The sequence below is a fragment of the Aquisediminimonas profunda genome (assembly GCF_019443285.1).
Lineage (GTDB): Bacteria > Pseudomonadota > Alphaproteobacteria > Sphingomonadales > Sphingomonadaceae > Aquisediminimonas > Aquisediminimonas profunda.
Window position 1 is genome coordinate 334,075 of record NZ_CP080327.1, and the last position, 24,545, is coordinate 358,619.

The window sequence follows — 24,545 nt, forward strand, 5'->3', positions numbered from 1 at the left end:
GCAATGAGTCGGTCCGCCCCCAAATCCTTCCACGTGAAATCGTTCGGCTGCCAGATGAACGTCTATGACGGCGAGCGCATGGCAGAAATGCTGGGAGCAGAAGGGATGGCCGTTGCCTCTGAAAACGAGGCGGACCTTGTCATCCTCAACACCTGTCACATTCGCGAAAAGGCGGCGGAGAAAGTCTATTCGGACATTGGGCGAATGCGCCGGGACGATGGCAGCAGGCCCATGATCGCGGTTGCCGGATGCGTGGCGCAGGCCGAAGGCGCCGAAATCCCGCGCCGGGCGCGCGAGGTGGATATTGTCGTCGGACCTCAGGCCTATCACCGTCTGCCGGCGCTGGTTGCGGAAGCGGCACAGGGCAAACGCGCCATCGACCTCGACCTGCCGGGGCTTGCCAAGTTCGACGTGCTGCCAAGGCGCGCGCCGAAGCGGGGCGCATCTGCCTTCCTCACCGTGCAGGAAGGCTGCGACAAATTCTGCACCTATTGTGTCGTCCCCTACACACGCGGGGCAGAAATCAGCCGGAGTTTCGATGCGATCCTTGAAGAAGCGCAAGCGCTGGTCGATGCCGGGGTCCGTGAAATCACGCTGGTCGGGCAGAATGTGAACGCTTGGGCGCAGTCAGGACATGATCTTGGCAGCCTTATCCGGGCGCTCGACGCCTTGCCGGGCCTTGCACGCATTCGCTATACAACAAGCCACCCCAATGACATGACCGACGGTCTGATTGCCGCGCACGGCGACATCGAAAAGCTGATGCCATTCCTGCACCTGCCCGTACAGTCCGGGAGCGATCGCATTCTCAAGGCCATGAACCGCAGCCACAGTGCAGAGTCTTATCGAGCCGTCATAGAGCGGGTGCGAGGAGTTCGGCCGGATATTGCCATTTCGGGTGATTTCATTGTTGGCTTTCCGGGCGAAACCGAAGCCGATTTCGAAGCGACGCTCACGCTGATCGAAGAGATCAACTACGCCTCGGCCTATTCGTTCAAATATTCAGCCCGGCCAGGCACGCCCGCCGCCACTATGGACGAACAAATTGCGCCGGAAATCATGGATGAGAGGCTCCAGCGGCTTCAGGCCCTGCTCAATGCACAACAATTCGCTTTCAATCAGGCGAGCGTCGGCAAGAGGTGCGACATCCTGATCGAACGGGATGGCAAGCGACCCGGACAAAGAATCGGGAAATCGCCCTGGCTCCAATCAGTGGTTGTCGAAAACGGCCCGGAGATAGGGACTATCGTGACCGTCGACCTGGTATCTGCAGCTCCAAACAGCCTGGTCGGCATCGTGGCGATTGACGCTGCAGCTTAACGGTCCGTCGCAAGCGACACAGTTTGCATTGCACTACCCCCGATAAAGAGGCAGACTCTGCTGGCCGATAGCAAAAGGAGCTTTATGTCGCGCAAGCCGATGCAAGCCAAAGCCGAGGACAAAGCCCGGCTCGAGATTGTTTTTGACAAGCCCCAGTTGCTCGGGCGTTTGTTCGGGGAGTTCGACCAGAACCTCGTTGCTATCGAAAACCGCTTCGGCGTTTATATCGCGGCGCGGGGCAACAAGCTCCAGCTCGAGGGTGAGGCAGAAGCCATTGCGCGCGCGCGCGACGTCCTGACCGGCCTTTATAACCGACTTGCAAAGGGCCAGGAGATTGATGCCGGCGCTGTTCAGGCGCTGATCCAAATGGCTTTCGAGCCAACACTGGACGGCATTATCCGTCATGAACACGAAGCGCCGCCGATCATGATCCGCACGCGCAAAAAGACAATCGTGCCGCGTTCGGCAACGCAGATCCGTTACATGGAAGCGCTGGCGCGGAATGACATTATCTTTGCGCTTGGACCGGCTGGTACAGGCAAGACCTATCTTGCCGTTGCGCAGGCAGTATCGCAACTCATCACCGGAAGCGTCGATCGGCTGATCCTTTCGCGCCCCGCGGTCGAGGCTGGCGAACGGCTCGGCTTCCTTCCCGGCGACATGAAGGAAAAGGTCGACCCCTATCTACGTCCACTCTACGACGCGCTCTATGACTGCCTGCCGGCCGAGCAGGTCGAACGCCGCATTGCTTCGGGCGAAATCGAAATCGCGCCCATTGCGTTCATGCGCGGGCGGACTCTGGCGGATGCGTTCGTCATTCTCGACGAAGCACAGAACACGACACCCATGCAGATGAAGATGTTTCTCACGCGTTTCGGCCAGAACAGCCGCATGGTCGTGTGCGGCGATCCCAAGCAGGTCGACCTGCCAGATCCCAGCAAGTCGGGGCTCGCCGATGCCGTGAGCCGGCTTGAGGGCGTCGAAGGCATCGCGACTGTGACATTCGGCATTGGCGATGTGGTACGCCATCCGGTCGTCGGCCGGATCGTCGAGGCCTATGAGGGACGAGATTGATCGAGACTGCACTTCAGGTCGAGCCCTGCTGGCCTGAACATGACTGGGAAGCCCGGGCATCAGCGGCGGTCGAGGCTGCGGTTGCCGCAACCCCATACCAAGCCCTTGCTGCGATCGACGCCCTTTTCGAGATTGACGTTCGCCTGACAGACGATGCTGAAGTGCGAGCCCTCAACCGTGATTACAGGAACAAGGACAAGGCGACCAACGTCCTGTCCTTTCCCATGGTCCCGCCCGAGCAGATCGAAGATCTGGTCCGGACCGATCTTGGCGAGGTCCTGCTTGGGGATATCGTGCTCGCCCATGGAACGTGTGCTCGAGAGGCTGCCGAACGTGCCGTGCGTGTCGAGGCGCATGCCACACATCTGATTGTGCATGGCACACTGCATTTGCTAGGCTATGATCATATGGAGGACAAGGAAGCCGAAGCGATGGAAGCGCTGGAGCGCAAGATCATGGCGACGCTTGGCCTGCACGACCCCTATGAACCGGTAGAGGACTAGAACCCGTTCAATGCCTGAAGACTCGAGTAGCAACGGCCGAATATGGCACGGCCTGAAGGCCCTGCTGTTCGGCGAACGTGAAGCCAGCCTGCGCGACCAGATCGAAGATGCGATCGATGAGCATGAGGAAGATGGCGAGGAGGCAAAGGGCGACCTCTCTCCAATTGAGCGGCAGATGCTCAGGAACCTGCTCCATTTTGGCGAACGCACGGTAGGCGACGTTGCAGTGCCAAGGGGAGACATCATAGCGGTTGCCGAGGATATCGGTTTCGAAGCACTCGTCCGGGCCTTTGCAGAAGCAGGACACAGCCGCCTGCCGGTCTATCGCGAAAGCCTCGATACAATCACGGGGATGATCCATATCAAGGATGTGTTCGAGATCCTGGCCAACAAGTCCGAGCCTCCCGTATGTCTTGACGGATTGATCCGTCAGCCGCGCTACGTACCTGAATCCATGGGAGTGCTTGATCTACTTGCAGATATGAGGGCCAGCCAGACCCATCTGGCAATCGTGATTGACGAATATTCAGGGACAGAAGGCCTTGTGACCATTGAAGATTTGGTCGAAGAAATCGTCGGCGACATCGAAGACGAGCATGACGAAACACCTGCAGCCATGATTCTGCCAATGGATAACGGATGCTGGGATGCCGATGCCCGCATCGAATTGTCGGATATCGCTGAAGCGATTGACCCTCGGCTTGCGGAAGTCGAAGAGGATGTCGATACCCTCGGCGGGTTGGCTTTTGTGCTGGCGGGGCACGTCCCGCAAGTCGGAGAAAGCGTTACACATGCAAGTGGTTGGCGGATCGAAGTGACTGACGGCGATGCCAGACGGGCAACGCGGCTTATACTGCATCCCCCCGTCAAAAAGGTCGCAGACAGTGACGATGCGGACATGGCAAAGTGATGATCATGTAGAGGGGTCAGACGATGAAGCGAACAGATTGGACATGGCTGGTCGGGAGTGCGGCACTCCTTTGCTTGGGCGCTGCGGCTACTCCTTCGAAGAAGGCGGCTGCGCCAGCAGCCAAGCCAGCTGCTGTTGCAGTTCCGCAGCCCAAGGCTCGCTATGCAATGGACATCGGGACCACATCGGGGCTTGCCGGCATGGCCGGCGGAGGCGCCGGGGCTGCAATGTCGATGATGTTTGGCGGCGGTGGTCGCGAATCGCATGAACTCCACCTGCGGCTTGGATCGACCCTGTCCACAACCGGAGCGCCAGTTGCCGATCACTTTTTCCAGCCCGCGGCCAAACTTGGCAAATCCGTACCTTTGGTTACGCCGGTCCAGGCGCCGTCCAAGGAAGAGCCCGGCCAGATGCCGCGCGATTTCCAGCGGCCCAAAGGGCGGTTGCTCCTCTATTGGGGCTGCGGGGTTCACGCGCCCAAAGGCCAGCCTGCCATCATCGACTTCTCGAAGATCGGGACAGGTCAGCCTATGCCGAACCTCTATACGGCGCGTATTCCTGTCGACCGCGGTCCAAGTGTTGCCAACAGCCGCACCTATGGCGAATGGCCGAATGCAAAATCCAGCAAGCAGCCCCAGTCGGGCTCATTGCTCGGCAATCATCGGATTTCTTCATCTTACGCGCCCGAGATCCAGTTCGTACTTGCCCAGGACTATCTGGACGGCCTGCATGGCGCGACATCGCCTGGGGCCGATGGCTCAGTAAATCTCAGCTGGAACAGCGTTCCCGCCGCTACCGGATATTATGCCTGGGTTATGGGCATGAAGATGGACAGTTCTGGTGGCGATGGTCCGCGCGACATGGTCTGGTGGTCCTCCTCCGCCGGGCGCGAGTTCGGCGGCGGACTGTATGAATGGCTCTCTCCCGCCGTCGTCCAGCAATTGATTGCCGATCGTACCGTGATGCCACCAAGCCAGACGAGTTGCACTGTCCCCGCAGAGGTGAAAGCGGCAGCGCCCGATTTCATGATCGGCAATCTCTATGCCTATGGCCCTGAAACCAATATTGCCTATCCTCCGCGCCCCGCGACGGGTCCATGGAACCTCGAGTGGACGGCACGCATTCGCTACCGTTCGACCACAAGCTGGATGATCGGCGGACCTATGGCGAATTCCACCCCGCAAAAGAATGGCAAACCCTGCAAACCCAGCCTCTTCGGCGCAGTGACCGGACTTGGATGCTAGACGAGTGAAAGTGAACCTATGACCTGGAAGTCCCATCTTCGTAACGCTGCAATCATCGTCGTCCTGCTGCTGGCGGGGGCCTATTGGTATCTTTCCAGCCCTGACAAGGCACGTGTCGCGCTCGAAGACATGCAAGGGCAAACCCCGAAGCTGACGACGCCGCGCCGCGAGAATTTCCCGACGATCAACATCGCAAAGGTCGTCGGATGGCCGGACGGAGCGAAGCCTGTCGCGGCATCAGGCCTGAAGGTTGCCGCCTTTGCCGAAAAGCTTGATCATCCGCGCTGGCTTCTGGAATTGCCCAATGGCGATATCCTCGCGGCCGAGAGTTGGGCGCCGAAAAGGCCATCCCAAGGCATTGGGGACAAGATCGCCCGCAACATCATGTCGAAGGCCGATGGCATTGAGACTTCTCCCGATCGCATCACGCTCTTGCGTGATGTGAATGGGGATGGCGTCGCCGAATTCCGCTCGGTCTTCCTCGAAGGCCTGCACTCACCTTTCGGCATGGCGCTGGTGGGTAATACTTTATACGTCGCCAATACGGACGCCGTGTTGGCCTTCCCTTACAAGGCCGGCGAAACCAAGATCACGGCAAAAGGCACCAAGATCCTCGATTTGCCATCAAGCCCGCCCAACAATCACTGGGCCCGCAACGTGGTTGCGGCGCCTGACGGCCAGTCGCTTTACATAACCGTCGGGTCGAACAGCAATATCGCGGAAGGCGGCATGGAAAAGGAGAAGGATCGCGCGCTCATCCGGCAATATGACCTGAAGACAGGACAATCCCTTGTCTATGCCTATGGCCTGCGCAATCCGAACGGACTTGCCTTCAATCCGAAGTCCGGCACCTTGTGGACGGTCGTGAACGAACGTGACATGCTGGGGAGTGATGGCCCGCCCGATTATCTGACGACGGTCGATTTCGGGACTTTCTATGGTTGGCCCTTCTTCTACTGGGGTGGCATTCAGGACCAGCGGGTTCCGCAGCTTCGCCTTGACCTGCAGCAATATACCAAACGTCCCGACTACGCGCTTGGACCGCACGTGGCAGCCCTTGGCCTTGCCTTCAATTCAGGAACGGCCCTCGGAGCCCGCTTTTCCAATGGCGCCTTCATCGGCATGCACGGGTCATGGAATCGCTACCCGGCTGCTGGCTACAAGGTCGTCTATGTTCCCTTCAATGAGCGAGGGTTTCCGACAGGCGAAAAGCCAGTGGACGTCCTGACCGGCTTTCTCAATGTCAAAGGACAGGCGCAGGGCCGCCCGGTCGGCGTGATTGTCGACAAGAAGGGAGCACTTCTCGTTGCCGACGATGCAGGAAACAGGATCTGGCGCGTGACCGCAGGTTAAGTCCTCAGGTTGCAAAAATCGCGCTGTCGTCCCCAAATGCCTTGAATTCCAGCGCATTGCCGCTTTGGTCGCGAAAGAACATCGTTGCCTGTTCGCCGGGTTTCCCTGCCCAGCGGATGTGCGGGGCGACACCGAACACAATACCGGCGGCTTCGATCCGCTCACGAAGCGCATGCCAGTCAGGCATTGTCAGAACAACGCCGAAATGCGGGATCGGTACGCCATGCCCGTCGACCTTTTTGACTGCGGCATCTCCTGCGGCACCCGGCACGAGGTGGACAGTGATCTGGTTCCCGTAAAGATCAAAATCGATCCATTCCTCCGAAGCACGGCCTTCGCGGCAGCCCAGCACGCCAGCATAAAAGTCCCGGGCCGCTCCAAGGTCATGAACGGGAAAGGCAAGATGAAACGGGCGGTGGCTGGTCATAGGCGCGCCATTGCGAAGCAGGCAGGAAAATCGATCCGGTCCTGCGTCCCCTTGCCTTCGCTGGCCTTGAATTCGGCCATCAGTTTCTCCTTTTCGAGCCCGATGATGATATCGCTTTCAGCGTCGGTCTTGCCTTCAGCCTTCAAAGCTTCCCGCGCACGGCCATCCAGCAAGGCTGCAAAGATGGACAGCGTTCGCGCTGATTTGGTCAATCCCTGATGCGCAACCTCATCGTCATATGCCACCGCCAATGCAGCAGCGCATTGCGGCAGCGTCGGTGGCTGCGGCGGAGGCACTTCAACGTCAAGCATGGCAATGCAGGGTACGGACCTGGCGCGCAAGACTGCAGAAGCATTGCCAGACGCGATGGCCTCTGACTGAAGGGCCGCGACCTGTGCAAGGACTTCGGCGCGCGCGGCATCCTGCTTGCGACTCTTGTCCTTCACAAGCCCCTGAATGACGCGATCCGAGAATTTCGCGCCCCTGATCGCGAGCGGGGGAATATCTTCCCACCCCCCAATGCCGCGTTGTTGTTCATTGGCAATGATCGCAAGGACAGCAACACATTGGACATGATCCCGCTGTGACGTGCTGAGCGGATTCGGCGCGGCCCGAAGCGGGAAAGACGCGAGCATTATCATCAAGGCAATCCAGCGGTACATTCTCAAGGTCTGAGCGATTGTCCGACGTAGCGCAAGTGATTGCGCCACGGATACGCAGCGACATTTTCGCCTCTCCACAAGTGAGGATCGCAAGCTATAGCAGATCGGTGAATCATATTCCCAAATCGGTTGCGCTTGGGGCCGGGCTCGTTTCCGCGCTTGGCTTTGCACCGCTCGACTGGTGGCCGCTGACACTCATGTGTCTGGCCCTGCTGTTGCATCTCGTCTCCGAAGCCTCAAACTTGCGCGGCGCAATGGCGCGGGGATACTGGTTCGGTGTCGGGCATTTCGTGGTTGGCCTCAACTGGATTGCTGGGGCATTCCAATATCAGGATGCCATGCCGAAGTGGCTCGGCTGGATCGCGGTCGTTCTGCTGTCGCTGTATTTGGCAGTCTATCCGGCCATGGCTTCGGGTCTTGCGTGGCGTTGGGGCCGGAAATCCCAAGCGGGCTTTCCCTTAGTCTTCGCCGCTGCGTGGATTGTTACGGAATATCTGCGCGCCACAATGTTTACCGGCTTTGCCTGGAATCCAATGGGCGTAGCGCTGATTAAACTTGGTGCCCTGCCGCATCTTTCGGGGACGGTCGGAACATATGGCCTTTCAGGGATGGCCGTTTTGACGGCGGGCGCAGCTCTGGCTTTAGCGAGGCAGCGTTGGGGCTTTGGTCTCCTCATTCTAGTCCCTGTGGCAGTGCTCTCATCCATTCCCAAAACGATTTCCCAGACTAGGGCGGTCGTTGCGCCAATTTCACCCCTCATCCGTGTCGTCCAGCCAAACATCGGCCAGCAAGACAAGCATGAAAAAGCGTTCGACAAGGTCAATTTCGAAAAGCTTGCCAGCCTTACCGGCGCGGCCGGCCGCACGCCGCGCCTGATCCTCTGGCCCGAAGCAGCCGTGCCCGACTTCCTTGAGGAAGAGGAATGGGCGCGCGAACGGCTTGCGCGGCTGATGGGGCCGAATGACATGTTGGTGACCGGTGGCGTTGCGCTGGTCGAGGACAGAGAAGGCTATGTTGTCGGGGCGCGAAACAGCAGCTTTGTCCTGACGCCCAGTGCGGACATCATCGCACGCTATGACAAGGCCCACCTCGTCCCCTACGGAGAGTATCTTCCGATGCGGCCGGTCCTTTCGGCAATCGGTCTTTCGCGCCTCGTTCCCGGCGATCTCGATTTCTGGCCAGGCCCCGGGCCGCAAACCACCAGCGTGCCAGGCTTTGGGCGGATGGGTGTCCAGATTTGCTATGAGATCATATTCTCGGGCCATGTGATTGACAGAAACAACCGACCTGATTTCCTCTTCAACCCATCAAATGATGCATGGTTCGGCTCTTGGGGTCCGCCGCAGCACTTGGCACAAGCGCGGCTGCGGGCAATCGAGGAGGGAGTTCCAATCGTCCGCTCAACGCCCACAGGGATTTCCGCCGTGATTGCTGCCGATGGCAACCTGCTTCACCACTTGCCGTACCGCCGGGCCGGTTACATCGAAACGCGCCTGCCTGCAGCACGTCCGCCCACACTTTTTGCACGGTTTGGAAACATTCTCTCGTTAGGGTTCGCTTTTTTCTTGGGGGCCTTGGGAATTGCTCTTGGTCGATTCAATCGCTAAGGGCGCAAGCCACATATAAAGCATTCCTTATATCAAGCAGGATCTCCGTATGCGTGCCAACTATCTCTTCACCTCGGAAAGCGTGTCCGAGGGCCATCCTGACAAGGTCTCCGATCAGATTTCGGATGCGATTGTTGACCTGTTCCTTTCAAAGGATCCAGAAGCGCGCGTGGCCTGCGAAACACTGACGACAACCCAAATGGTCGTACTTGCCGGCGAAATTCGTGGCAAAGGCATCATGGACGAAAGCGGCAATTGGGCGCCGGGTGTCGAGAAGGAGATCGAGGACACCGTTCGCCAGGTCGTGAAGGACATTGGCTATGAGCAGGCAGGGTTCCACTGGGAGACCCTGAACTTTTCCAACAATCTGCATCCCCAGTCCGCGCACATCGCTCAAGGCGTCGATGCGTCCGGCAACAAGGACGAAGGCGCTGGCGACCAGGGCATCATGTTCGGCTTTGCCTGTGACGAGACGCCTGACCTGATGCCGGCAACGCTCGATTACAGCCACAAGATTCTTGAACGGATGGCCGCGGACCGCCATTCCGGTGTGGCCCCCTTCCTCGAGCCCGATGCCAAAAGTCAGGTCACGTTGCGTTTCGAGAACGGCAAACCATTGGCGGCGACAGCCATCGTCGTATCGACGCAGCACAAGCCGGGTTACGACACAGGCACAAAGGAAGCCGAGCTTCATGCCTATGTAAAGAAGGTGGTTTCGGAGGTCATGCCGGCCGAAATGCTTTCGAACGAAACCGAATATCACATCAATCCGACGGGCAGTTTCGAAATCGGCGGACCAGATGGCGACGCCGGGCTCACCGGCCGCAAGATCATTGTCGATACTTACGGGGGCGCGGCGCCACATGGCGGCGGCGCATTTTCCGGCAAGGACCCGACCAAGGTCGATCGTTCGGCGGCCTATATCACCCGTTATCTTGCAAAGAATATCGTGGCTGCCGGCCTGGCCAAGCGCTGCACGATCCAGCTTGCCTATGCGATTGGTGTTTCGAAGCCGCTGTCGCTTTACGTGAACACTCACGGTACCGGCACAGTTGGAGACGACAAGCTTGAACAGGCGATCAAGAGCATCGATGCTCTGGGCGGCCTCACCCCCAGGGGTATTCGGACGCACCTTGGTCTCAACAAGCCGATCTATCGGAAGACGGCAGCCTATGGCCATTTCGGCCGCAAGGCCGAAGGCGACTTCTTCCCCTGGGAGAAGACTGATCTTGTTGATGCGCTGAAGGCAGCACTCTAGCCAAACCGGGACGGCGCGCATAAGGAGACTGCAATGCGCGCTTATCTCGATCTCATGCAACGCATCCTCGACGAAGGGGTCGCTCAGCAGGATCGCACGGGCGTTGGCACTTTGTCGGTCTTCGGGCACCAGATGCGCTTCGATCTTTCGAAGGGATTCCCGCTCCTCACGACCAAGAAGCTGCACGTTCGTTCGATCATCATCGAGCTGCTCTGGTTCCTGCGCGGTGATACCAATGTGCGCTGGCTTCAGGATCGCAAGGTCAGCATCTGGGACGAATGGGCCGACGAGACCGGCGATCTTGGCCCGGTTTACGGCAAGCAATGGCGACACTGGGAAGGCGCGGGCGGCGTGACCGTCGATCAGATCGCGCTGCTCGTCAATCAGATCAACGCAAACCCCGCCTCTCGCCGCCAGATCGTCACGGCATGGAATCCGGCCGAAATCGACCGGATGGCGCTCGCCCCTTGCCACTGCCTATTCCAGACGCACGTCGCCAACGGACGGTTGAGCCTGCAGCTTTATCAACGGTCGTGCGATGTCTTCCTTGGCGTGCCCTTCAATATCGCGTCCTACGCACTCCTGACCCACATGCTTGCAGATCAATGCGGGCTTGAGCCAGGAGACTTTGTCTGGACGGGAGGCGATTGCCATCTCTATTCAAACCATCTCGATCAGGCGCGGCTTCAGTTGACCAGAACGCCGGGGCCCTTGCCACGTCTCACCATCAAGCGGCATGCGCCTTCAATCGATGCTTATGAGTATGAGGATTTTGTGATCGAAGATTATGTTGCCCAACCCCATATTCCAGCCCCGGTAGCTGTGTGAACCGACCAGAGATTGTCCTGATCGTCGCGCGAGCGGATAATGGCGTGATTGGGTTGGATGGAAACCTTCCATGGCATCTGCCTGCCGACCTGCGGCGCTTCAAGCAGCTGACAATGGGCGCGCCAATGATCATGGGGCGCAAGACATTCGAAAGCCTTCCCGGCCTGCTTTCGGGCCGCCGCCATATTGTCCTTACGCGGGACCAGAATTGGGCAGAGGACGGGGCGGAAGTCGTCCATAGCGTTGAAAGCGCCGTTGCGCTTGCCAATGCACCACATGTTTCGGTTGTGGGCGGTGCTGAAATCTATCGCCTCTTTTTGCCACGGGCAGACAGAATCGAACTGACCGAAGTTCACCTCTCCCCCGCGGGTGATACAGTGCTTGAGCCTTTCGGAGCGGAATGGGTCGAAGCAACGCGCATCACTCAGCCCGCCGAAAATGGTGCCCCGGCGCATGATTTCGTAACGCTGAAGCGGAGGGGTTGATGCGACGAGTCCTGAAATGGCTGCTGATCCTGCTGGTTGTTGCACTGGCGTGCTTCTTTCTTTTCGCCCCCGGCATCGTCGAGCGCAGCATGAACAAGGTCGAGCCGGTCGCCGCCAAGGCAGGCCCCCGCGCGCTGGCGCTGCACAAGACACTCGCCATTGCGGACATGCATTCGGATACGCTGATGTGGCAGCGCGATGTGCTGGATCGGGCATCGCGCGGCCATGTGGACTTGCCGCGCCTTGAGGACGGGCACGTGGCCCTGCAGGTTTTTTCTTCGGTCTCGAAGACGCCGAAGGGCCAGAATTACGATGCCAATGGCAGCGATAGCGACAATATCACTTTGCTCACCATCGCCCAGTTGCAGCCGCCGCGGACATGGTCTTCGATCCTTGAACGGTCGCTCTATCATGCGAGCAAACTGCAGAGCGCCGCTGACAATTCCGCCGGGCGGCTGCGGTTCATCCGGACGTCCGCAGACCTTGCGAAGCTGCTTGCAGACCGGGCTCGCGGCGAACAGGTCACGGGAGCCATATTCTCCGTCGAAGGCTTGCAGAACCTCGAAGGCAAGCTGGCCAATCTTGACCGGCTGCAGGCTGCCGGCATGCGCATGGCCGGGCTCACGCACTTCTTTGACAATGAAGTTGCCGGGTCCATGCACGGGATCAAGAAGGGTGGACTGACGCCACTTGGCCGGCAGGTGGTCACCGAACTCGAACGGCGGCACATCATCGTCGATATTGCCCATGCCAGCCACAAGACCGTCGCGGATGTTCTGGCGATGGCAACGCGGCCGGTTGTTTCCTCGCACGGCGGTGTGCAAGCCACTTGCAAGGTCAATCGCAACCTGACCGATGATGAAATCCGCGGCGTCGCGAAAACCGGCGGCGTGATTGGCATCGGCTATTGGGATGCGGCTGTCTGCGGCACGGAACCGGCCAAAGTTGCCCAAGCCATTGCCCATGTCCGCGATCTGGTCGGCATTGATTATGTCGGGCTGGGTTCGGATTTTGACGGAGCCACAACCACCGGCTTCGACACATCGAAACTCGCGCTTGTGACACAGGCACTTATGGATCGCGGCTTTTCCGATGCAGATATTGCCAAGGTGATGGGTGGCAATGTGCTCCGTGTGCTCGGGCAGGTGTTGCCGCCGCGCTAGCCGCTTCCTATAGCGGGGGCATGGAGCGGCTCGATGGCAGCTCGGGGGTGCCGGACCGCATGCGCGGGGGGATCGTCGCGCTGGGAAATTTTGACGGGTTTCACAAGGGCCATCAGGCGGTCGTCGGGCGCGCGATCGAGCGCGCACGCGCGGCGGGTCGCCCTGCCCTCGTCGCGACATTCGATCCCCATCCGGTACGCTTTTTTCGCCCCGAGGCCGAGCCCTTCCGTCTGACCAGCCTCAATCAGCGCCAAAGGCTTTTTGCAGAAGCAGGTGCCGACGCGATGATCGTCTTCCCGTTCAACGCCGCGCTCGCGAATTTGACGGCCGATGAGTTCGTCACCCAAAGACTTGCTGGCGTGGGTGGCGTGGTGACCGGTGAGGATTTCACCTTCGGCAAGGGACGCGGCGGCAATGTCAGTGTCCTTGGCGAGCTTGGCCGCAAGTATGGCTTCATCGCAGAGGCGGTTGCACCTGTTTCAGACAGCGTCGACGTGATTTCTTCCAGTCGAATCCGAGAAGCGCTGCAGGCCGGAGATTGCGCCGCGGCAACACAGTTGCTGACACGGCCCTTTGCGGTTGAGGGCATTGTCCAGCACGGGGACAAGAACGGCCGCCAGCTTGGTTATCCGACAGCCAATGTCGACATGGGCACATATCTTCGCCCGCGTTACGGCATTTATGCTGTGCGTGGTCGACTGGCCGACGGAGCCGTTCTGGATGGAGCTGCCAGCATCGGGATTCGTCCGCAATTCGAACCGCCCAAGGAATTGCTTGAGCCCCACTTCTTCGAATTTTCGGGTGATCTCTATGGGCAGACAATCGAGATCGAATTCCACGCCTTCCTGCGCGACGAAGCGAAATTCGAGACTCTTGAAGCACTGACGCGCCAGATTGGACTGGATTGCGATCAGGCGCGTGAGGCGCTTGCAAAGCTTTGATCGACAGGCCTTTACGAAGGAGCCACCGTTGCGAATTGCCAATCTGGCCAAATGGGCCATCGCACTGGGCTTGCTGGGGCTTTCATTCCTCAATGCTTCATGGATCGCCCCGAGCCCGAAGGGCGGACTGCAGCTTGTCGCCGCGCACAGCGAAGACAAGGCGCGCTGCCCAACGCTGGAAGGGGTTCGCCGGGCGCTCATCGACGCGGGTGGCGGAGTCATGCTGGATGCCGATGCATCCGGCCCCTGCCTTTCGGCAAAAACAGCGCTCGAACAATTTCCCCGTTATCATTTCATCCTGAAGGTCGAGGATGCCGCAAAGGTGATGGCCATTTTCGAGACGCTGAAACGGCCGATGGATGAACGCTATGGCTTTGTTGGCGATGCGCAGGCCGTCGCGGCCATTCGTGCCAAGGTGCCGGACGCCTGGGCCTGGACCATCCAGAGCGCTCGCACCTGCTTCAACGAATATGTCAAACTCGGCTGGTTCGGCCTGACTCCGGCGACCTGCAAGGGCGGGACGATCCTAGTGCCGCTCGACGAGAAGTGGAAAGTCGCGGGCTGGCCGAAGCGATTCCTGGCCAGAATGGCCGCCGCAAACACACGCGTGATCCTGACAGGACCGGGATCGCCGGCAGACAGCATTCCCGGCCTGACCCGGCTTGAGCAAATTCCGGACGTGCCGCGCGACTTTACGGGCATGCTCTGGCTCGAGAATGCAGCGTTGATCGGACCTTCGATCCGGCGATAACTTGCGGCGACGCGCGGGCTCGCCTAAGGCCCGCGGCGTTATGACTGACGCGCCCGATTACAGAGACACGGTTTTCCTGCCGAAGACCGATTTCCCGATGAAAGCCGGCCTCCCCCAGAAGGAGCCGGGCATTTTGGCGCGCTGGCAGGAAATTGGCCTATACGAGCGCCTGCGCGAACAGCGACGGGGCCGCGAAAAGTTCATCCTTCATGATGGCCCGCCCTATGCCAATGGCGACATGCATATCGGCCATGCGCTGAACCATATCCTCAAGGACATGGTCTGCCGGACACAGACCTTGCTCGGCAAGGATGCGCCCTATGTGCCCGGCTGGGATTGCCATGGCCTGCCCATTGAGTGGAAGGTCGAGGAAGAATATCGCAAGAAGAAGCTCAACAAGGACGAGGTCCCGCCGAACGAATTCCGCGCCGAATGCCGCGCCTATGCACAACACTGGGTCAATACGCAGCGCGAACAACTAAAGCGGCTCGGCATCAATGGCGATTGGGATCATCCCTATCTGACCATGGATTTCGAAGCCGAATCGACCATCGTTGCCGAATTGATGAAGTTCGCGGAAAGCAGCCAGCTCTATCGCGGGGCCAAGCCGGTGATGTGGTCGCCGGTCGAAAAGACCGCGCTGGCCGAAGCGGAAGTCGAATATGAGGATATCACCTCAACGCAGATCGATGTGGCGTTCGAGATCGTCGAAAGCCCGATCCCCGAATTGGTCGGCGCGCACGCGGTGATCTGGACGACCACGCCGTGGACGATCCCGGTGAACCAGGCGATCGCCTACGGGCCGGACATCGAATACACGCTGATGAAGGACGCGGTCGACGGGAGCAAGTATCTCGTCGCCGAAGAACTCCTCGATGAATTCTTCATGCGCGCTTCTGACGGCAACGACAGCGCCGCTTTGAATTCTGGTGGCTGGCGCGGCAAAGGCTCCGACCTCGCCGGAACCATCGCCCGCCACCCGATGCATCATCTCGGGGGCTTTTTCGCCAAGCCCCGCCCGTTCCTGCCCGGCGATTTTGTCACGACGGACAGCGGCACCGGGCTTGTCCATATGGCCCCAGATCATGGCGAAGACGACTTCGACCTGTGCAAGGCGCACGGGATCGATCCGGTCTTTGCGGTCGAAGGCGATGGCAAGTATCGTGCGGACTGGGCGTGGCTCGGCGGTCAAGGCTCAGTCATCAATCCGAAGTTCAACGCGCCCGACGGCCCGATCTGTTCCGACTTGCGTGAAGCCGGCGGCCTCCTTGCGGCCAGTGCCGACTATAAGCACTCCTATCCCCATTCCTGGCGGTCCAAGGCGAAGGTGATCTTCCGCTGCACCCCGCAATGGTTCGTGCCGATGGACAAGGTGATCGACCGCGACATCGCCCGCTGCGTCGATGAGGCTGAGATCAGGGCGCGACAAGGCGATGGCGAGACACTGCGTCAGACCGCCCTGCGTGCAATTGCCGATACGCGCTTCGTGCCGGAAAAGGGCCGGAACCGCATCGGGTCAATGGTGGAGGGCCGCCCGGACTGGGTGCTGTCCCGTCAACGCGCCTGGGGCGTACCGATCACGCTGTTTGTCGATCGCAAGACGGGCCAGTATCTGGTCGATGAGGCGGTGAACTCCCGGATCGTCGCGGCAGTCCGCGAACAGGGCGTCGACGCCTGGAGCGATGAGGCAGCCCAGACGCTGCTCGGCCACGCCTATCGGGCCGAGGATTATGAGCGGGTGACCGACATTCTCGACGTCTGGTTCGATAGCGGCTGCACGCACGCCTTTGTCCTTGAATCGGGCAAGTGGCCGAACCTGCAATCGCCTGCCGACCTCTATCTCGAAGGCAGCGACCAGCATCGCGGCTGGTTCCAGTCGAGCCTGCTCGAAAGCTGCGGCACGCGTGGGCGGGCGCCTTACAAGGCTGTGCTGACCCACGGTTTCACGATGGACGCCAAGGGCATGAAGATGTCCAAGTCGCTCGGCAACACGATCAATCCCTTGGACCTGATGCGCGATTATGGCGCGGATATTCTCCGGCTCTGGGCACTGTCGGTCGATTTCACCGAGGATCACCGGATCGGAAAGGAAATCCTGTCGGGCGTCGCGGACCAGTATCGCAAGCTGCGCAACAGTTTCCGTTATCTGCTGGGTGCGCTCGAGGGGTTTGGCGAGGACGAACGCGTTGCACCGGCCGACATGCCGGAGCTTGAACGCTATGTGCTTCACCTGCTCGCGGATATGGACGCAAAGCTCCGCCAAGCGGTCGAGGATTTCGATTACAACACCTATGTCCGCCTGATCTGCGATTTCGCGAACAATGATCTTTCGGCCTTCTTCTTCGATATTCGCAAGGACTCGCTTTATTGCGATGCGCCGACATCGCCCAAGCGCCGTGCCTATCGGACGGTGCTGGACACGCTGTTCCACGCGCTGGTCCGCTATGCGGCACCCGTGCTGGTGTTTACCGCGGAAGAAGTCTGGCAGACGCGGTACCCTGGTGAAGGGTCGGTCCATTTCTCCGATTGGCCAGAGGTCGATGCGAGATGGCAGGATGATGCTCTCGCCGCGCGCTGGTTGGTCTTGAGAGACTTGCGCGGGGACGTCACCGAAGCGATCGAACCCATGCGCCGGGAAAAGGTCATTGGCTCTAGCCTAGAAGCCGAGGTCAGCATTCCGGACGCACATGACGGCATCGACCTGTCCGAGCTGTTCATCACGGGTTCGGTTTCGACCGGCCACGCCTTGTCAGTGACCAAGACTGCCCATCACAAATGCGGCCGTTGCTGGCGGCATTTGCCAGAAGTTTCGGACGACGGCGCTCTCTGCGCCCGGTGCGACGAGGTGGTGAATGGTTGATATGGTTACAACCGCCCGCAATCGTGGATTGATGCTGGCAGCTGCTGTTTTCATCGTCGACCAGCTGATGAAATATCTGGTCACGGGCCCGATTGGCTTGATCGTCGAGGGCCAGTCCATCGAATTGCTGCCCATCTTCAACCTGACGCTGGTCCACAATTACGGCGTGTCGCTGGGCATGTTGACGGCCGAGAGCAACGCGATGCGCTGGGGGCTTGTTGCGATGACGGGGGCGATCAGCCTGTTCGTGGCTGTGTGGCTATGGCGCGAAGCCAACCGGATCGACGTGCTCGCACTCGGCATGGTTCTGGGCGGCGCGGTCGGCAATTTGCTCGACCGGGTGCGGTTTGGTCATGTCGTTGACTATGCCGATCTGCATTTCGGTGACTACCGGCCCTTTTTGGTCTTCAATGTTGCCGACGCGGCGATTACGATAGGTGTATTGATCTTGCTGGCTCGCGCCTTGTTGGTGCGGGACCGGAAACCTGAGGCGGAGAATGAGAATGCGTAAACTGATTGTTGCAGGTGCCATGTTGAGCCTGCTGTCCGCCTGCGGGACGTCGAGCGGCGTGTTCGGCCGCAACCGACCGGATGAATTTGCCGTATCGCGTGCAGCGCCTCTGGTCGTTCCGCCCGATTTCGCACTTGTGCCCCCTGCCCCCGGCGCGCCGCGCCCACAGGAGGCAGACAGCTCGACTCAGGCGCTTCAGGCCATGTTCGGTGGCCAGGCTCCGCGCAGTGCTGTTGAAGGGGCTGCTGTCACTCAGGCCGGGGCCAATCGTGCGCAAGTCGGTATCCGCGCCAATGCCGGGGACCCCCAGACCAACGTCGTCGACAAGGGCTCGGTGACCCGGGACATCATCGCCGCGCCTGAAGGCGATGGCGCCAATGCCAAGGTCGCGACGCCGCAATAGTGGCGAAAAAAGCCGGAGCAGCGGGAGCTGCCCCGGCGTTTCCCGGTAAAAAGTGACGTGCTTGGTCGTTAAAACGCCACGCCTACCGAGCCGACGATGCCGCCCTTGCTGATATTCTTGCCGCTCGGGCTGAACAGCGCCTTGTTGGTATCGACGTATGACACGCCGAGGATCAGGTTCTTCCAGGTATAGGTCGCGCCGACGTTCCAATCGGTATAGCCCTTACCGATTGTCAGGTAGCTTGGCCCATAGCTGTGACCAAGATGAGCCGACAGCGACAATGGCGTGTTCGGGATTCCACCGGAGAGGTCAAAGGCGACGTAGAGATTGTCTTCCTTGCCAGCACCGATGGACAGCGCTTTTGACTTTGGCGCGTAAGCGGCGCTTACCTTGCCCGTGACCGGGCCGAAAGTGTGCGAAATGCCAATATAGGGCTCGACGAAGTCGCTGTTCGTTCCAGGGACGATCTTGGATGAACCCGGATAGTAATAATAGAGCACCCCGACATCGACTGTTGTGCCGCTGAAGGTCTTCTTGAACCCTGCAATCAGGTCGATTTCCTGGTCGCTGCCCGCAGCGATATAGTCGTCGATCGAGCTTCCCCAGACCGTCGCATAGAAGCCGGACTTGTGCGAGACAGTGAACGTCCCTTGGACGGCAAAGTCCTTGTCAGTCTGGGAAATGCCGCGGAAGCGGTAGTCCGAGACCAATGTGGCACCGCCTGAAATCGTAACGGCAGGCGTTTCATCCTGCGCGAAGGCAGGCGTGGACATCAATGTAAGAGCAAGGCCCACCAGCGGGCCGAAGGACGTGCGCATTATATTCCCCTTTGGGTTGGTTGCGTCGTCCCACCTGCGTTGCTGTTGTTGGCCTCTCTATCATGCCGAACCAAAAATGGGCCAGCAGGTGGGGCCGCAATGACAGCGACGAATCAGGTCTGCCGAAAAATATTGCAGCGCACAACAAAAAAAGATGGCTCGGGCGAGTCACCGCCAGACTGTTGCCAATGCGCAACATCGATACTGAAAGGTGGAGAGGCTGGCCTTAGGCTTCTGCGCGCAATGGTCTGGCAAGAAGGCCGCTGACGATTTCGCTCACCGACACCGCTCCTTCCAGCAATTGGCAGACCGCCCCGACAACAGGCATTTCGACATTCAATGCGTGTGCTGCCTTTTGCAGGACAGGCGCTGTAAAAGCACCTTCTGCAACAGTTCGACTACCGGCCAGCAAGGCGTCGGCGCTTTTCCCCTCACCCAATCCCTTGCCCAGCGAGAAATTGCGCGACGCTTCCGACGAGCAGGTGAGGACAAGGTCTCCCAATCCGGAAAGTCCGGCAAGTGTTTCAGCGCGCGCGCCCTTGGCCAGTCCGAAGCGGGTCATCTCGGCAAATCCGCGTGCGATCAGGGCAGCGCGGGCATTCTGGCCAAGCCCGAGCCCCTCGACGACGCCGCAGGCAATGGCGAGCACATTCTTGACTGCTCCGCCGATTTCAGCGCCGATTACATCGTCGGACAGATAAGGCCGGAACCAGGTCCTGGCGAGCCGATTGGCAAGCGCGCGGCCAAGGGCGTCCTCTTCGCAGGCCAGCGTAATCGCGGTCGGCAACCCGCGGGCGACTTCATGCGCAAATGTCGGTCCGGATAACACGGCCACTGGCGCTTCCGGACACACTTGTCGGGCGACTTCAGACATGAGTTGCATCGTTCCGGCCTCGATTCCCTTTGCACACAGCACAAGAGGTCGGGTGCCCGGTTGGAGTTCTGCAAGAATTGGTCGCAGATGCTGCGCTGGCGTGACCAGGAGGAGCGCCTCGCATTCGGCGAGTTCAGCCAGCGACCCTGTCGCCCAGATCGCCGGATCAAGCGGAATGCCGGGAAGAAAGATCCGGTTCTCATGCGCGGTGTTGATCGACGCGACCACATCTGCTTCGCGAGCCCAAAGCCTGACAGGCCGACCATCTCTTGCGAGCACCTGGGCCAGGGCCGTCCCCCAGGCTCCGGCACCAATCACCCCGATATTCATGCTTTCACTCCTGCACCGCGCACTTTTTCTGCCTGAGGATCGAGTGGCCAGCGCGGTCTCGCTTCGAAATCGAGCCCATCGAACAGTCCGGCTTCGAAGCGCTCTGCGCCTGCCCATCCAATCATGGCTGCATTGTCCGTGCAGAGCCAAAGCGGCGGAGCGGCGAAGGGCAGCCCGTTGGTTGCTGCCAGAGCCTCGAGTGCGGCTCGAATCGCCTTGTTGGCTGCAACGCCACCCGCAACAACGAGCGCAGTCGCTTCGGGCGCGAGCTCCAGTGCACGGCGGGTCCGGTCGATCAGGCAGTCGACAACGGCCTGTTGGAACGAGGCGGCAATGTCTTGCGCGGAATGGAGGCCCGATTCATGCGCCCTGAGGACAGCGCTCTTGAGCCCGGCAAAGGAGAAATGCGGCTCTGCACTGCCAAGCAGCGGGCGCGGCAGCGGAACGGCGCCAGCCCGGCCTATGGTGGCCGCGGCCTCCACTGCGGGACCGCCCGGAAAGCCGAGACCCAACACCTTTGCTGTCTTGTCAAACGCTTCGCCCGCCGCATCGTCGATCGTGGTTGCCAGCCGACGGTACTGGCCGACACCTGAAACCAGAAGCAACTGGCAATGCCCGCCCGAGACAAGCAGCAGCAGATAGGGAAAGCCAAGTGTCGGATCCGCGAGACGCGGCGAAAGCGCATGGCCTTCGAGGTGATTGACGGCAATCAGCGGTTTGGATGCAGCATGACACAGTGCCTTTGCCGTTACCAAGCCAACCATCACACCGCCAATCAAGCCGGGACCAGCCGTGGCAGCAATCGCGTCGACGTCATCCAGATGCATCCCCGCGTCGGCAAGGGCCGCCTCGATCAACGGGGCCAGCACCTCGACATGCGCTCGCGCTGCGATTTCGGGGACGACCCCGCCAAAGGGCCGATGTTCAGCTTCCTGGCCCGCAAGACGGTGGGACAGGATCACCCGATCGCTTGTCACGAGCGCAGCCGCAGTTTCATCGCAGCTTGATTCTATGCCCAGAATGACAGTCATGGGCTTCCCTCTAATCCCGCGCAGCGCTAGCACAAGCCACGATGGCCAACCCGGACAGACCACTGCGCCTTGGAACGCGCGCTTCGCCGCTTGCAATGGCGCAGGCACATATGGTGCGCGACGCATTGCTTGCGGTTCATGGCTGGAGTGCTGACACCATAGAAATCATGCCAGCCGTTGCAACGGGAGACCGGATTCAGGACCGCGCGCTAGCCGAAGTCGGCGGAAAAGCGCTGTGGACAAAGGAGCTGGATGCGGCGCTCTTTTCAGGTGAAATCGATTTTGCCGTCCATTCCATGAAGGATGTCGAGACCGAACGATCTGCAAGGCTGATCATTGCTGCAATGCTGCCGCGCGCCGATGTTCGCGATCGTCTGGTCGGCGCACCAAGTCTTGATGCCTTGCCGCCCCGCGCCCGACTCGGCACCAGCGCTCCGCGCCGACGCGCGCAGGTCCTTCGGTTGAGGCCGGATCTGCAGGTCATGCTGCTCAGGGGCAATGTGCAGACCCGCTTGTCAAAACTTGCCGCCGGTGATGTCGATGCAACCCTGCTGGCATCGGCAGGGCTGGAACGGCTTGGCATGCATGAGACAGGAACCAGCCTGCCAACCAGTCTGCTGTTACCAGCTCCCGCGCAAGGAGCGGTCGGAATTGAAACGCTGGCGGACAACACGCGGGTTGGCGAGTGGCTTGCTGCGATCAACCATGAGGCAACTTTTGCCTGTGTTACATCGGAGCGCGCGCTTCTGGCCGGCCTGTCCGGCGACTGTCGTTCACCTGTTGCGGCGCTTGCGACGATGGATGGCAGCATGATCTGCCTGAAGGCGGAAATCTATTCAGCCGACGGCAGCCAGGCCGAAGCGGGCACTGTCGAATTCAAACCAGGGGGCAAAGATCCCTTTGAACTTGGCGTTGCCATGTTGGCTCGGTCTCATTCTTCGATACGCGCTGTATTTTCACCATGATCCGGCCGCTGCTCATAATTCGCCCCGAACCTGGCAATTCCAGCACGGCGGCCAGGGCAAAGGCATTCGAACTCGACACACGCAGTATGCCACTGTTCGCGGTGCGCCCGATCGCCTGGGTGCCGCCTGACCCCGATCCCTATGTGGGCGTTCTCTTCACAAGCTCGAACGCTGTGCGGACTGCAGGCCCGGAATTGGCCAGCTATGCCCATTTGCCGGCCTTTGCGGTGGGCGGAACGACTGCAAGACTGGCGCGGGATGCAGGGTTTACCTCCGTCGTCGAGGGGGAAAGTGACGTTGCGCGCCTTATTGGCAAGATTGCGACGCTTGGCCTCCATCGATTGCTGCATTTTTGCGGCACGGACGTGCGAACTTTTGATCCTTTTGGAATCGTGATTGATCGCTGCATCGTCTATGCGTCCGATGCCATCGACCCGCCAGAAGAGTTCGGAACACTCTTGGCGGAAAATCCAGTCATCATGGTGCACTCGCCGCGCGCTGCTGCGCACCTTGCTGAACTTGTTGAACCAGCGGCAAGATCGCACATTGCCCTTGCCGTGATCAGCAAGAATGCCGCCGAAGCAGCTGGCCAAGGCTGGGAAAAGGTTGCGATTGCATCCGAACCGCGCGATGAAGCTCTGTTGGAAGAGGCGGCACGCTTGTGCCGTTAGACGGGAACGGGACGGGTTGATGGAATATGATGTACGTGCCGGCGCGCTCGGCCAACAAAAGGCGCGATCATTCCGATCGCTTCTGATTTTGTTCATCATTGCCTTTCTTGCCGGAATTGCTGCGATGGGCTGGGGCCTTTCGCGATGGGAAGCTGCGCGCCTCTGGCTTTTTGGCACCCCTGTGGAGCGCAAGGCACCCGGCCTTGCCAGTTTGCCCGGTTCCAGGACGCTTCCCCTCCCCGCGCCGACGGTTTCAACACCCGATCTGACTGCACGCATGGCAGAAGTGGAGGCGCGTATGGCCCGGATCGAAGCAGCAGGGACCGCAGCCAGTAGCGGCAGCTCGGCCCGTGCAGAGGCGCTACTTGTGTCCTTTGCTGCACGTCGTGCTATCGATCGCGGGATTGGTCTCGGTTATGTAGAGGGACTCCTGACACAGCGCTTCGGCGGCACTCAGCCCCGCGCTGTTGCCTCAATCATTGCTGCTGCGCGGCAACCTGTAACGCTGGAGCAATTGCAGAGTGGCCTTGCTGCAGTTGCACCCGCCCTGACCGATAGCGGACCGGACGAGGATTGGTGGACGGAATTCAAGCACGGGTTGGGCAGTGTATTCGTAGTCCGGCAGGCGGGAACTGCCCCCGCAGATCCACAATCCCGGATCGAACGGGCATCGCAAATGATTGAGGAGGGCCGCGTCGATCTTGCGCTTGCCGAAGTCGCTCGCTTGCCCAATCGGGACAAGGCAGCTCAATGGATGACAATGGCACGTCGCTATGTGGAATCGCACCGCGCGCTTGACCTGCTTGAAGCTGCAGCGATTACTTCAGAGCAACGCCCGCAGCCAGCGCTGCCTGTAGAGCCTGCCAAACCTTCGCCAGCGCCAGCGGAAACCCTCTAAATCCCGGGCGTCTTGTAATGATGCCAGGCGAAAACTGCGGCCGCTCCGCGATGTGGCCGCCATGCTTCGCCAATCTCGCGAACCTTCCGTTCATCGGGTCGCTCCGTCAGTCCCATGATTTGGCCGACATCGATTTGGACGGCAAGGTCGCCCGCGGGCCAGATGTCCGGCCGGCCTTCAGCGAAAAGCAGGTAGATTTCAGCCGACCAACGACCAATACCCTTCACTTGCGTCAGAAGCTCAATCGCCTCTTCATCGTCGGCCGGCAGGTTGTGAAGATCCAGCGCACCGGACTTGACCAGCTCGGCAAGACTGCGGGCATATCCCTGCTTCTGACGTGAAAGCCCGCAGGCGCGCAAATCATCGAACGATGCATCGATAATGGCGTGGGGGTCCGTCATATCGCCGCGAGCCGCTTCGAGCTTTGCCCAGACCGAGGCGGCGGCCTGAAAGCTCACCTGCTGACCGACGATCGTGCGGAGCAGCGTTTCGTATCCGCGAGCCCGGACTCGAGGCTCCGGATAGCCAACCTGTGACAACGCAAAGGCAAAGCGCGGTTCGATTTTCGAAAGCGCATCGAGCGACGCCTTGAGCTGCTCTGCCGATAACCCCATTGTCGAATCCTCTTTTTGCCTATAGCGAGCCCGCGAACCACCGC

The 24,545-nt window shown here is 60.0% G+C and carries 25 protein-coding genes; 19 read left to right on the forward strand and 6 right to left on the reverse strand.

What is annotated here, in order from left to right:
- Positions 1–3: 3 nt before the first annotated feature.
- From miaB to K0O24_RS01740, 6 genes are all read left to right on the forward strand, one after another.
- Positions 4–1,320 (forward strand): tRNA (N6-isopentenyl adenosine(37)-C2)-methylthiotransferase MiaB, encoded by a 1,317-nt coding sequence (gene miaB / locus K0O24_RS01715; RefSeq protein ID WP_219894114.1) that lies wholly within the window; start codon positions 4–6, stop codon positions 1,318–1,320.
- A gap of 84 nt (positions 1,321–1,404) precedes the next feature.
- Complete coding sequence (locus K0O24_RS01720) at positions 1,405–2,394, forward strand: PhoH family protein (protein WP_219894115.1); 990 nt, start codon at positions 1,405–1,407, stop codon at positions 2,392–2,394.
- Entirely contained in the window at positions 2,391–2,897 is a 507-nt protein-coding gene (gene ybeY / locus K0O24_RS01725) for an rRNA maturation RNase YbeY (RefSeq protein WP_219894116.1), read from the forward strand. Before K0O24_RS01720 ends, ybeY begins: the two co-directional genes overlap by 4 nt.
- A gap of 10 nt (positions 2,898–2,907) precedes the next feature.
- The gene (locus K0O24_RS01730; RefSeq protein ID WP_219894117.1) at positions 2,908–3,807 is read left to right on the forward strand and encodes a hemolysin family protein; all 900 of its coding nucleotides are present in this window, start codon (positions 2,908–2,910) and stop codon (positions 3,805–3,807) included.
- A gap of 23 nt (positions 3,808–3,830) precedes the next feature.
- The gene (locus tag K0O24_RS01735; protein WP_219894118.1) at positions 3,831–5,051 is read left to right on the forward strand and encodes a hypothetical protein; all 1,221 of its coding nucleotides are present in this window, start codon (positions 3,831–3,833) and stop codon (positions 5,049–5,051) included.
- Between the two features lie 18 nt (positions 5,052–5,069).
- Positions 5,070–6,404 carry a PQQ-dependent sugar dehydrogenase gene (locus tag K0O24_RS01740; protein WP_219894119.1) on the forward strand — a complete coding sequence of 445 codons (1,335 nt, stop codon included), beginning with the start codon at positions 5,070–5,072 and terminating at the stop codon, positions 6,402–6,404.
- Positions 6,405–6,408: 4 nt separating this feature from the next.
- On the opposite strand, the gene K0O24_RS01745 is transcribed toward K0O24_RS01740, so the two are convergent.
- The gene (locus K0O24_RS01745; protein WP_219894120.1) at positions 6,409–6,831 is read right to left on the reverse strand and encodes a VOC family protein; all 423 of its coding nucleotides are present in this window, start codon (positions 6,829–6,831) and stop codon (positions 6,409–6,411) included.
- Positions 6,828–7,493 carry a hypothetical protein gene (locus tag K0O24_RS01750; RefSeq protein WP_219894121.1) on the reverse strand — a complete coding sequence of 222 codons (666 nt, stop codon included), beginning with the start codon at positions 7,491–7,493 and terminating at the stop codon, positions 6,828–6,830. Before K0O24_RS01750 ends, K0O24_RS01745 begins: the two co-directional genes overlap by 4 nt.
- A 107-nt stretch (positions 7,494–7,600) precedes the next feature.
- On the opposite strand from K0O24_RS01750, the gene lnt reads away from it, so the two are divergent.
- From lnt to K0O24_RS01800, 10 genes are read left to right on the forward strand one after another with little or no spacing between them, the layout of a single operon-like run.
- Positions 7,601–9,100 (forward strand): apolipoprotein N-acyltransferase, encoded by a 1,500-nt coding sequence (gene lnt / locus K0O24_RS01755; protein WP_219895426.1) that lies wholly within the window; start codon positions 7,601–7,603, stop codon positions 9,098–9,100.
- A gap of 49 nt (positions 9,101–9,149) precedes the next feature.
- The gene (gene metK / locus K0O24_RS01760; protein WP_219894122.1) at positions 9,150–10,358 is read left to right on the forward strand and encodes a methionine adenosyltransferase; all 1,209 of its coding nucleotides are present in this window, start codon (positions 9,150–9,152) and stop codon (positions 10,356–10,358) included.
- Between the two features lie 33 nt (positions 10,359–10,391).
- Positions 10,392–11,186, forward strand: coding sequence for a thymidylate synthase (locus K0O24_RS01765; protein ID WP_219894123.1), 795 nt, complete (start codon positions 10,392–10,394; stop codon positions 11,184–11,186).
- Positions 11,183–11,671, forward strand: a complete 489-nt coding sequence (locus K0O24_RS01770; RefSeq protein WP_219894124.1) for a dihydrofolate reductase — start codon at positions 11,183–11,185, stop codon at positions 11,669–11,671. The genes K0O24_RS01765 and K0O24_RS01770 overlap by 4 nt, the downstream gene beginning before the upstream one ends.
- Positions 11,671–12,834: a dipeptidase gene (locus tag K0O24_RS01775; protein ID WP_219894125.1), complete on the forward strand. Its 1,164-nt coding sequence runs from the start codon at positions 11,671–11,673 to the stop codon at positions 12,832–12,834. Before K0O24_RS01770 ends, K0O24_RS01775 begins: the two co-directional genes overlap by 1 nt.
- 20 nt (positions 12,835–12,854) lie before the next feature.
- Positions 12,855–13,775 (forward strand): bifunctional riboflavin kinase/FAD synthetase, encoded by a 921-nt coding sequence (locus tag K0O24_RS01780; protein ID WP_219894126.1) that lies wholly within the window; start codon positions 12,855–12,857, stop codon positions 13,773–13,775.
- 28 nt (positions 13,776–13,803) lie between these two features.
- Positions 13,804–14,526, forward strand: a complete 723-nt coding sequence (locus K0O24_RS01785; protein WP_219894127.1) for a PI-PLC domain-containing protein — start codon at positions 13,804–13,806, stop codon at positions 14,524–14,526.
- 40 nt (positions 14,527–14,566) lie between these two features.
- Positions 14,567–17,386 carry an isoleucine--tRNA ligase gene (ileS, locus tag K0O24_RS01790; protein WP_219894128.1) on the forward strand — a complete coding sequence of 940 codons (2,820 nt, stop codon included), beginning with the start codon at positions 14,567–14,569 and terminating at the stop codon, positions 17,384–17,386.
- A gap of 1 nt (position 17,387) precedes the next feature.
- Positions 17,388–17,897 (forward strand): signal peptidase II, encoded by a 510-nt coding sequence (lspA, locus tag K0O24_RS01795; protein ID WP_219895427.1) that lies wholly within the window; start codon positions 17,388–17,390, stop codon positions 17,895–17,897.
- Positions 17,890–18,300, forward strand: coding sequence for a DUF3035 domain-containing protein (locus tag K0O24_RS01800; protein WP_219894129.1), 411 nt, complete (start codon positions 17,890–17,892; stop codon positions 18,298–18,300). The genes lspA and K0O24_RS01800 overlap by 8 nt, the downstream gene beginning before the upstream one ends.
- A gap of 68 nt (positions 18,301–18,368) precedes the next feature.
- Here K0O24_RS01800 and K0O24_RS01805 read toward each other — a convergent pair whose 3' ends face one another.
- The 3 genes from K0O24_RS01805 to tsaD form a co-directional block, all read right to left on the reverse strand.
- On the reverse strand, positions 18,369–19,118 hold the full coding sequence (locus K0O24_RS01805) for a TorF family putative porin (RefSeq protein ID WP_219894130.1): 750 nt from the start codon (positions 19,116–19,118) through the stop codon (positions 18,369–18,371).
- A 226-nt stretch (positions 19,119–19,344) separates the two neighbouring features.
- Positions 19,345–20,322, reverse strand: a complete 978-nt coding sequence (locus K0O24_RS01810; protein ID WP_219894131.1) for an NAD(P)H-dependent glycerol-3-phosphate dehydrogenase — start codon at positions 20,320–20,322, stop codon at positions 19,345–19,347.
- A complete protein-coding gene (gene tsaD / locus K0O24_RS01815; RefSeq protein WP_219894132.1) occupies positions 20,319–21,353 on the reverse strand; it encodes a tRNA (adenosine(37)-N6)-threonylcarbamoyltransferase complex transferase subunit TsaD in 1,035 nt (344 codons plus the stop codon). The genes K0O24_RS01810 and tsaD overlap by 4 nt, the downstream gene beginning before the upstream one ends.
- 41 nt (positions 21,354–21,394) lie before the next feature.
- On the opposite strand from tsaD, the gene hemC reads away from it, so the two are divergent.
- Genes hemC through K0O24_RS01830 form a run of 3 tightly spaced genes read left to right on the forward strand, consistent with a single transcriptional unit; the run spans position 21,395 to position 23,887 of the window.
- Positions 21,395–22,318, forward strand: a complete 924-nt coding sequence (gene hemC / locus K0O24_RS01820; RefSeq protein ID WP_219894133.1) for a hydroxymethylbilane synthase — start codon at positions 21,395–21,397, stop codon at positions 22,316–22,318.
- Positions 22,315–22,989: a uroporphyrinogen-III synthase gene (locus K0O24_RS01825; RefSeq protein WP_246611098.1), complete on the forward strand. Its 675-nt coding sequence runs from the start codon at positions 22,315–22,317 to the stop codon at positions 22,987–22,989. Before hemC ends, K0O24_RS01825 begins: the two co-directional genes overlap by 4 nt.
- 19 nt (positions 22,990–23,008) lie before the next feature.
- A complete protein-coding gene (locus K0O24_RS01830) occupies positions 23,009–23,887 on the forward strand; it encodes a hypothetical protein (RefSeq protein ID WP_219894134.1) in 879 nt (292 codons plus the stop codon).
- On the opposite strand, the gene K0O24_RS01835 is transcribed toward K0O24_RS01830, so the two are convergent.
- Complete coding sequence (locus tag K0O24_RS01835; RefSeq protein WP_219894135.1) at positions 23,884–24,501, reverse strand: DNA-3-methyladenine glycosylase family protein; 618 nt, start codon at positions 24,499–24,501, stop codon at positions 23,884–23,886. The two genes, K0O24_RS01830 and K0O24_RS01835, sit on opposite strands and share 4 nt — an antisense overlap.
- Positions 24,502–24,545 lie beyond the last annotated feature (44 nt).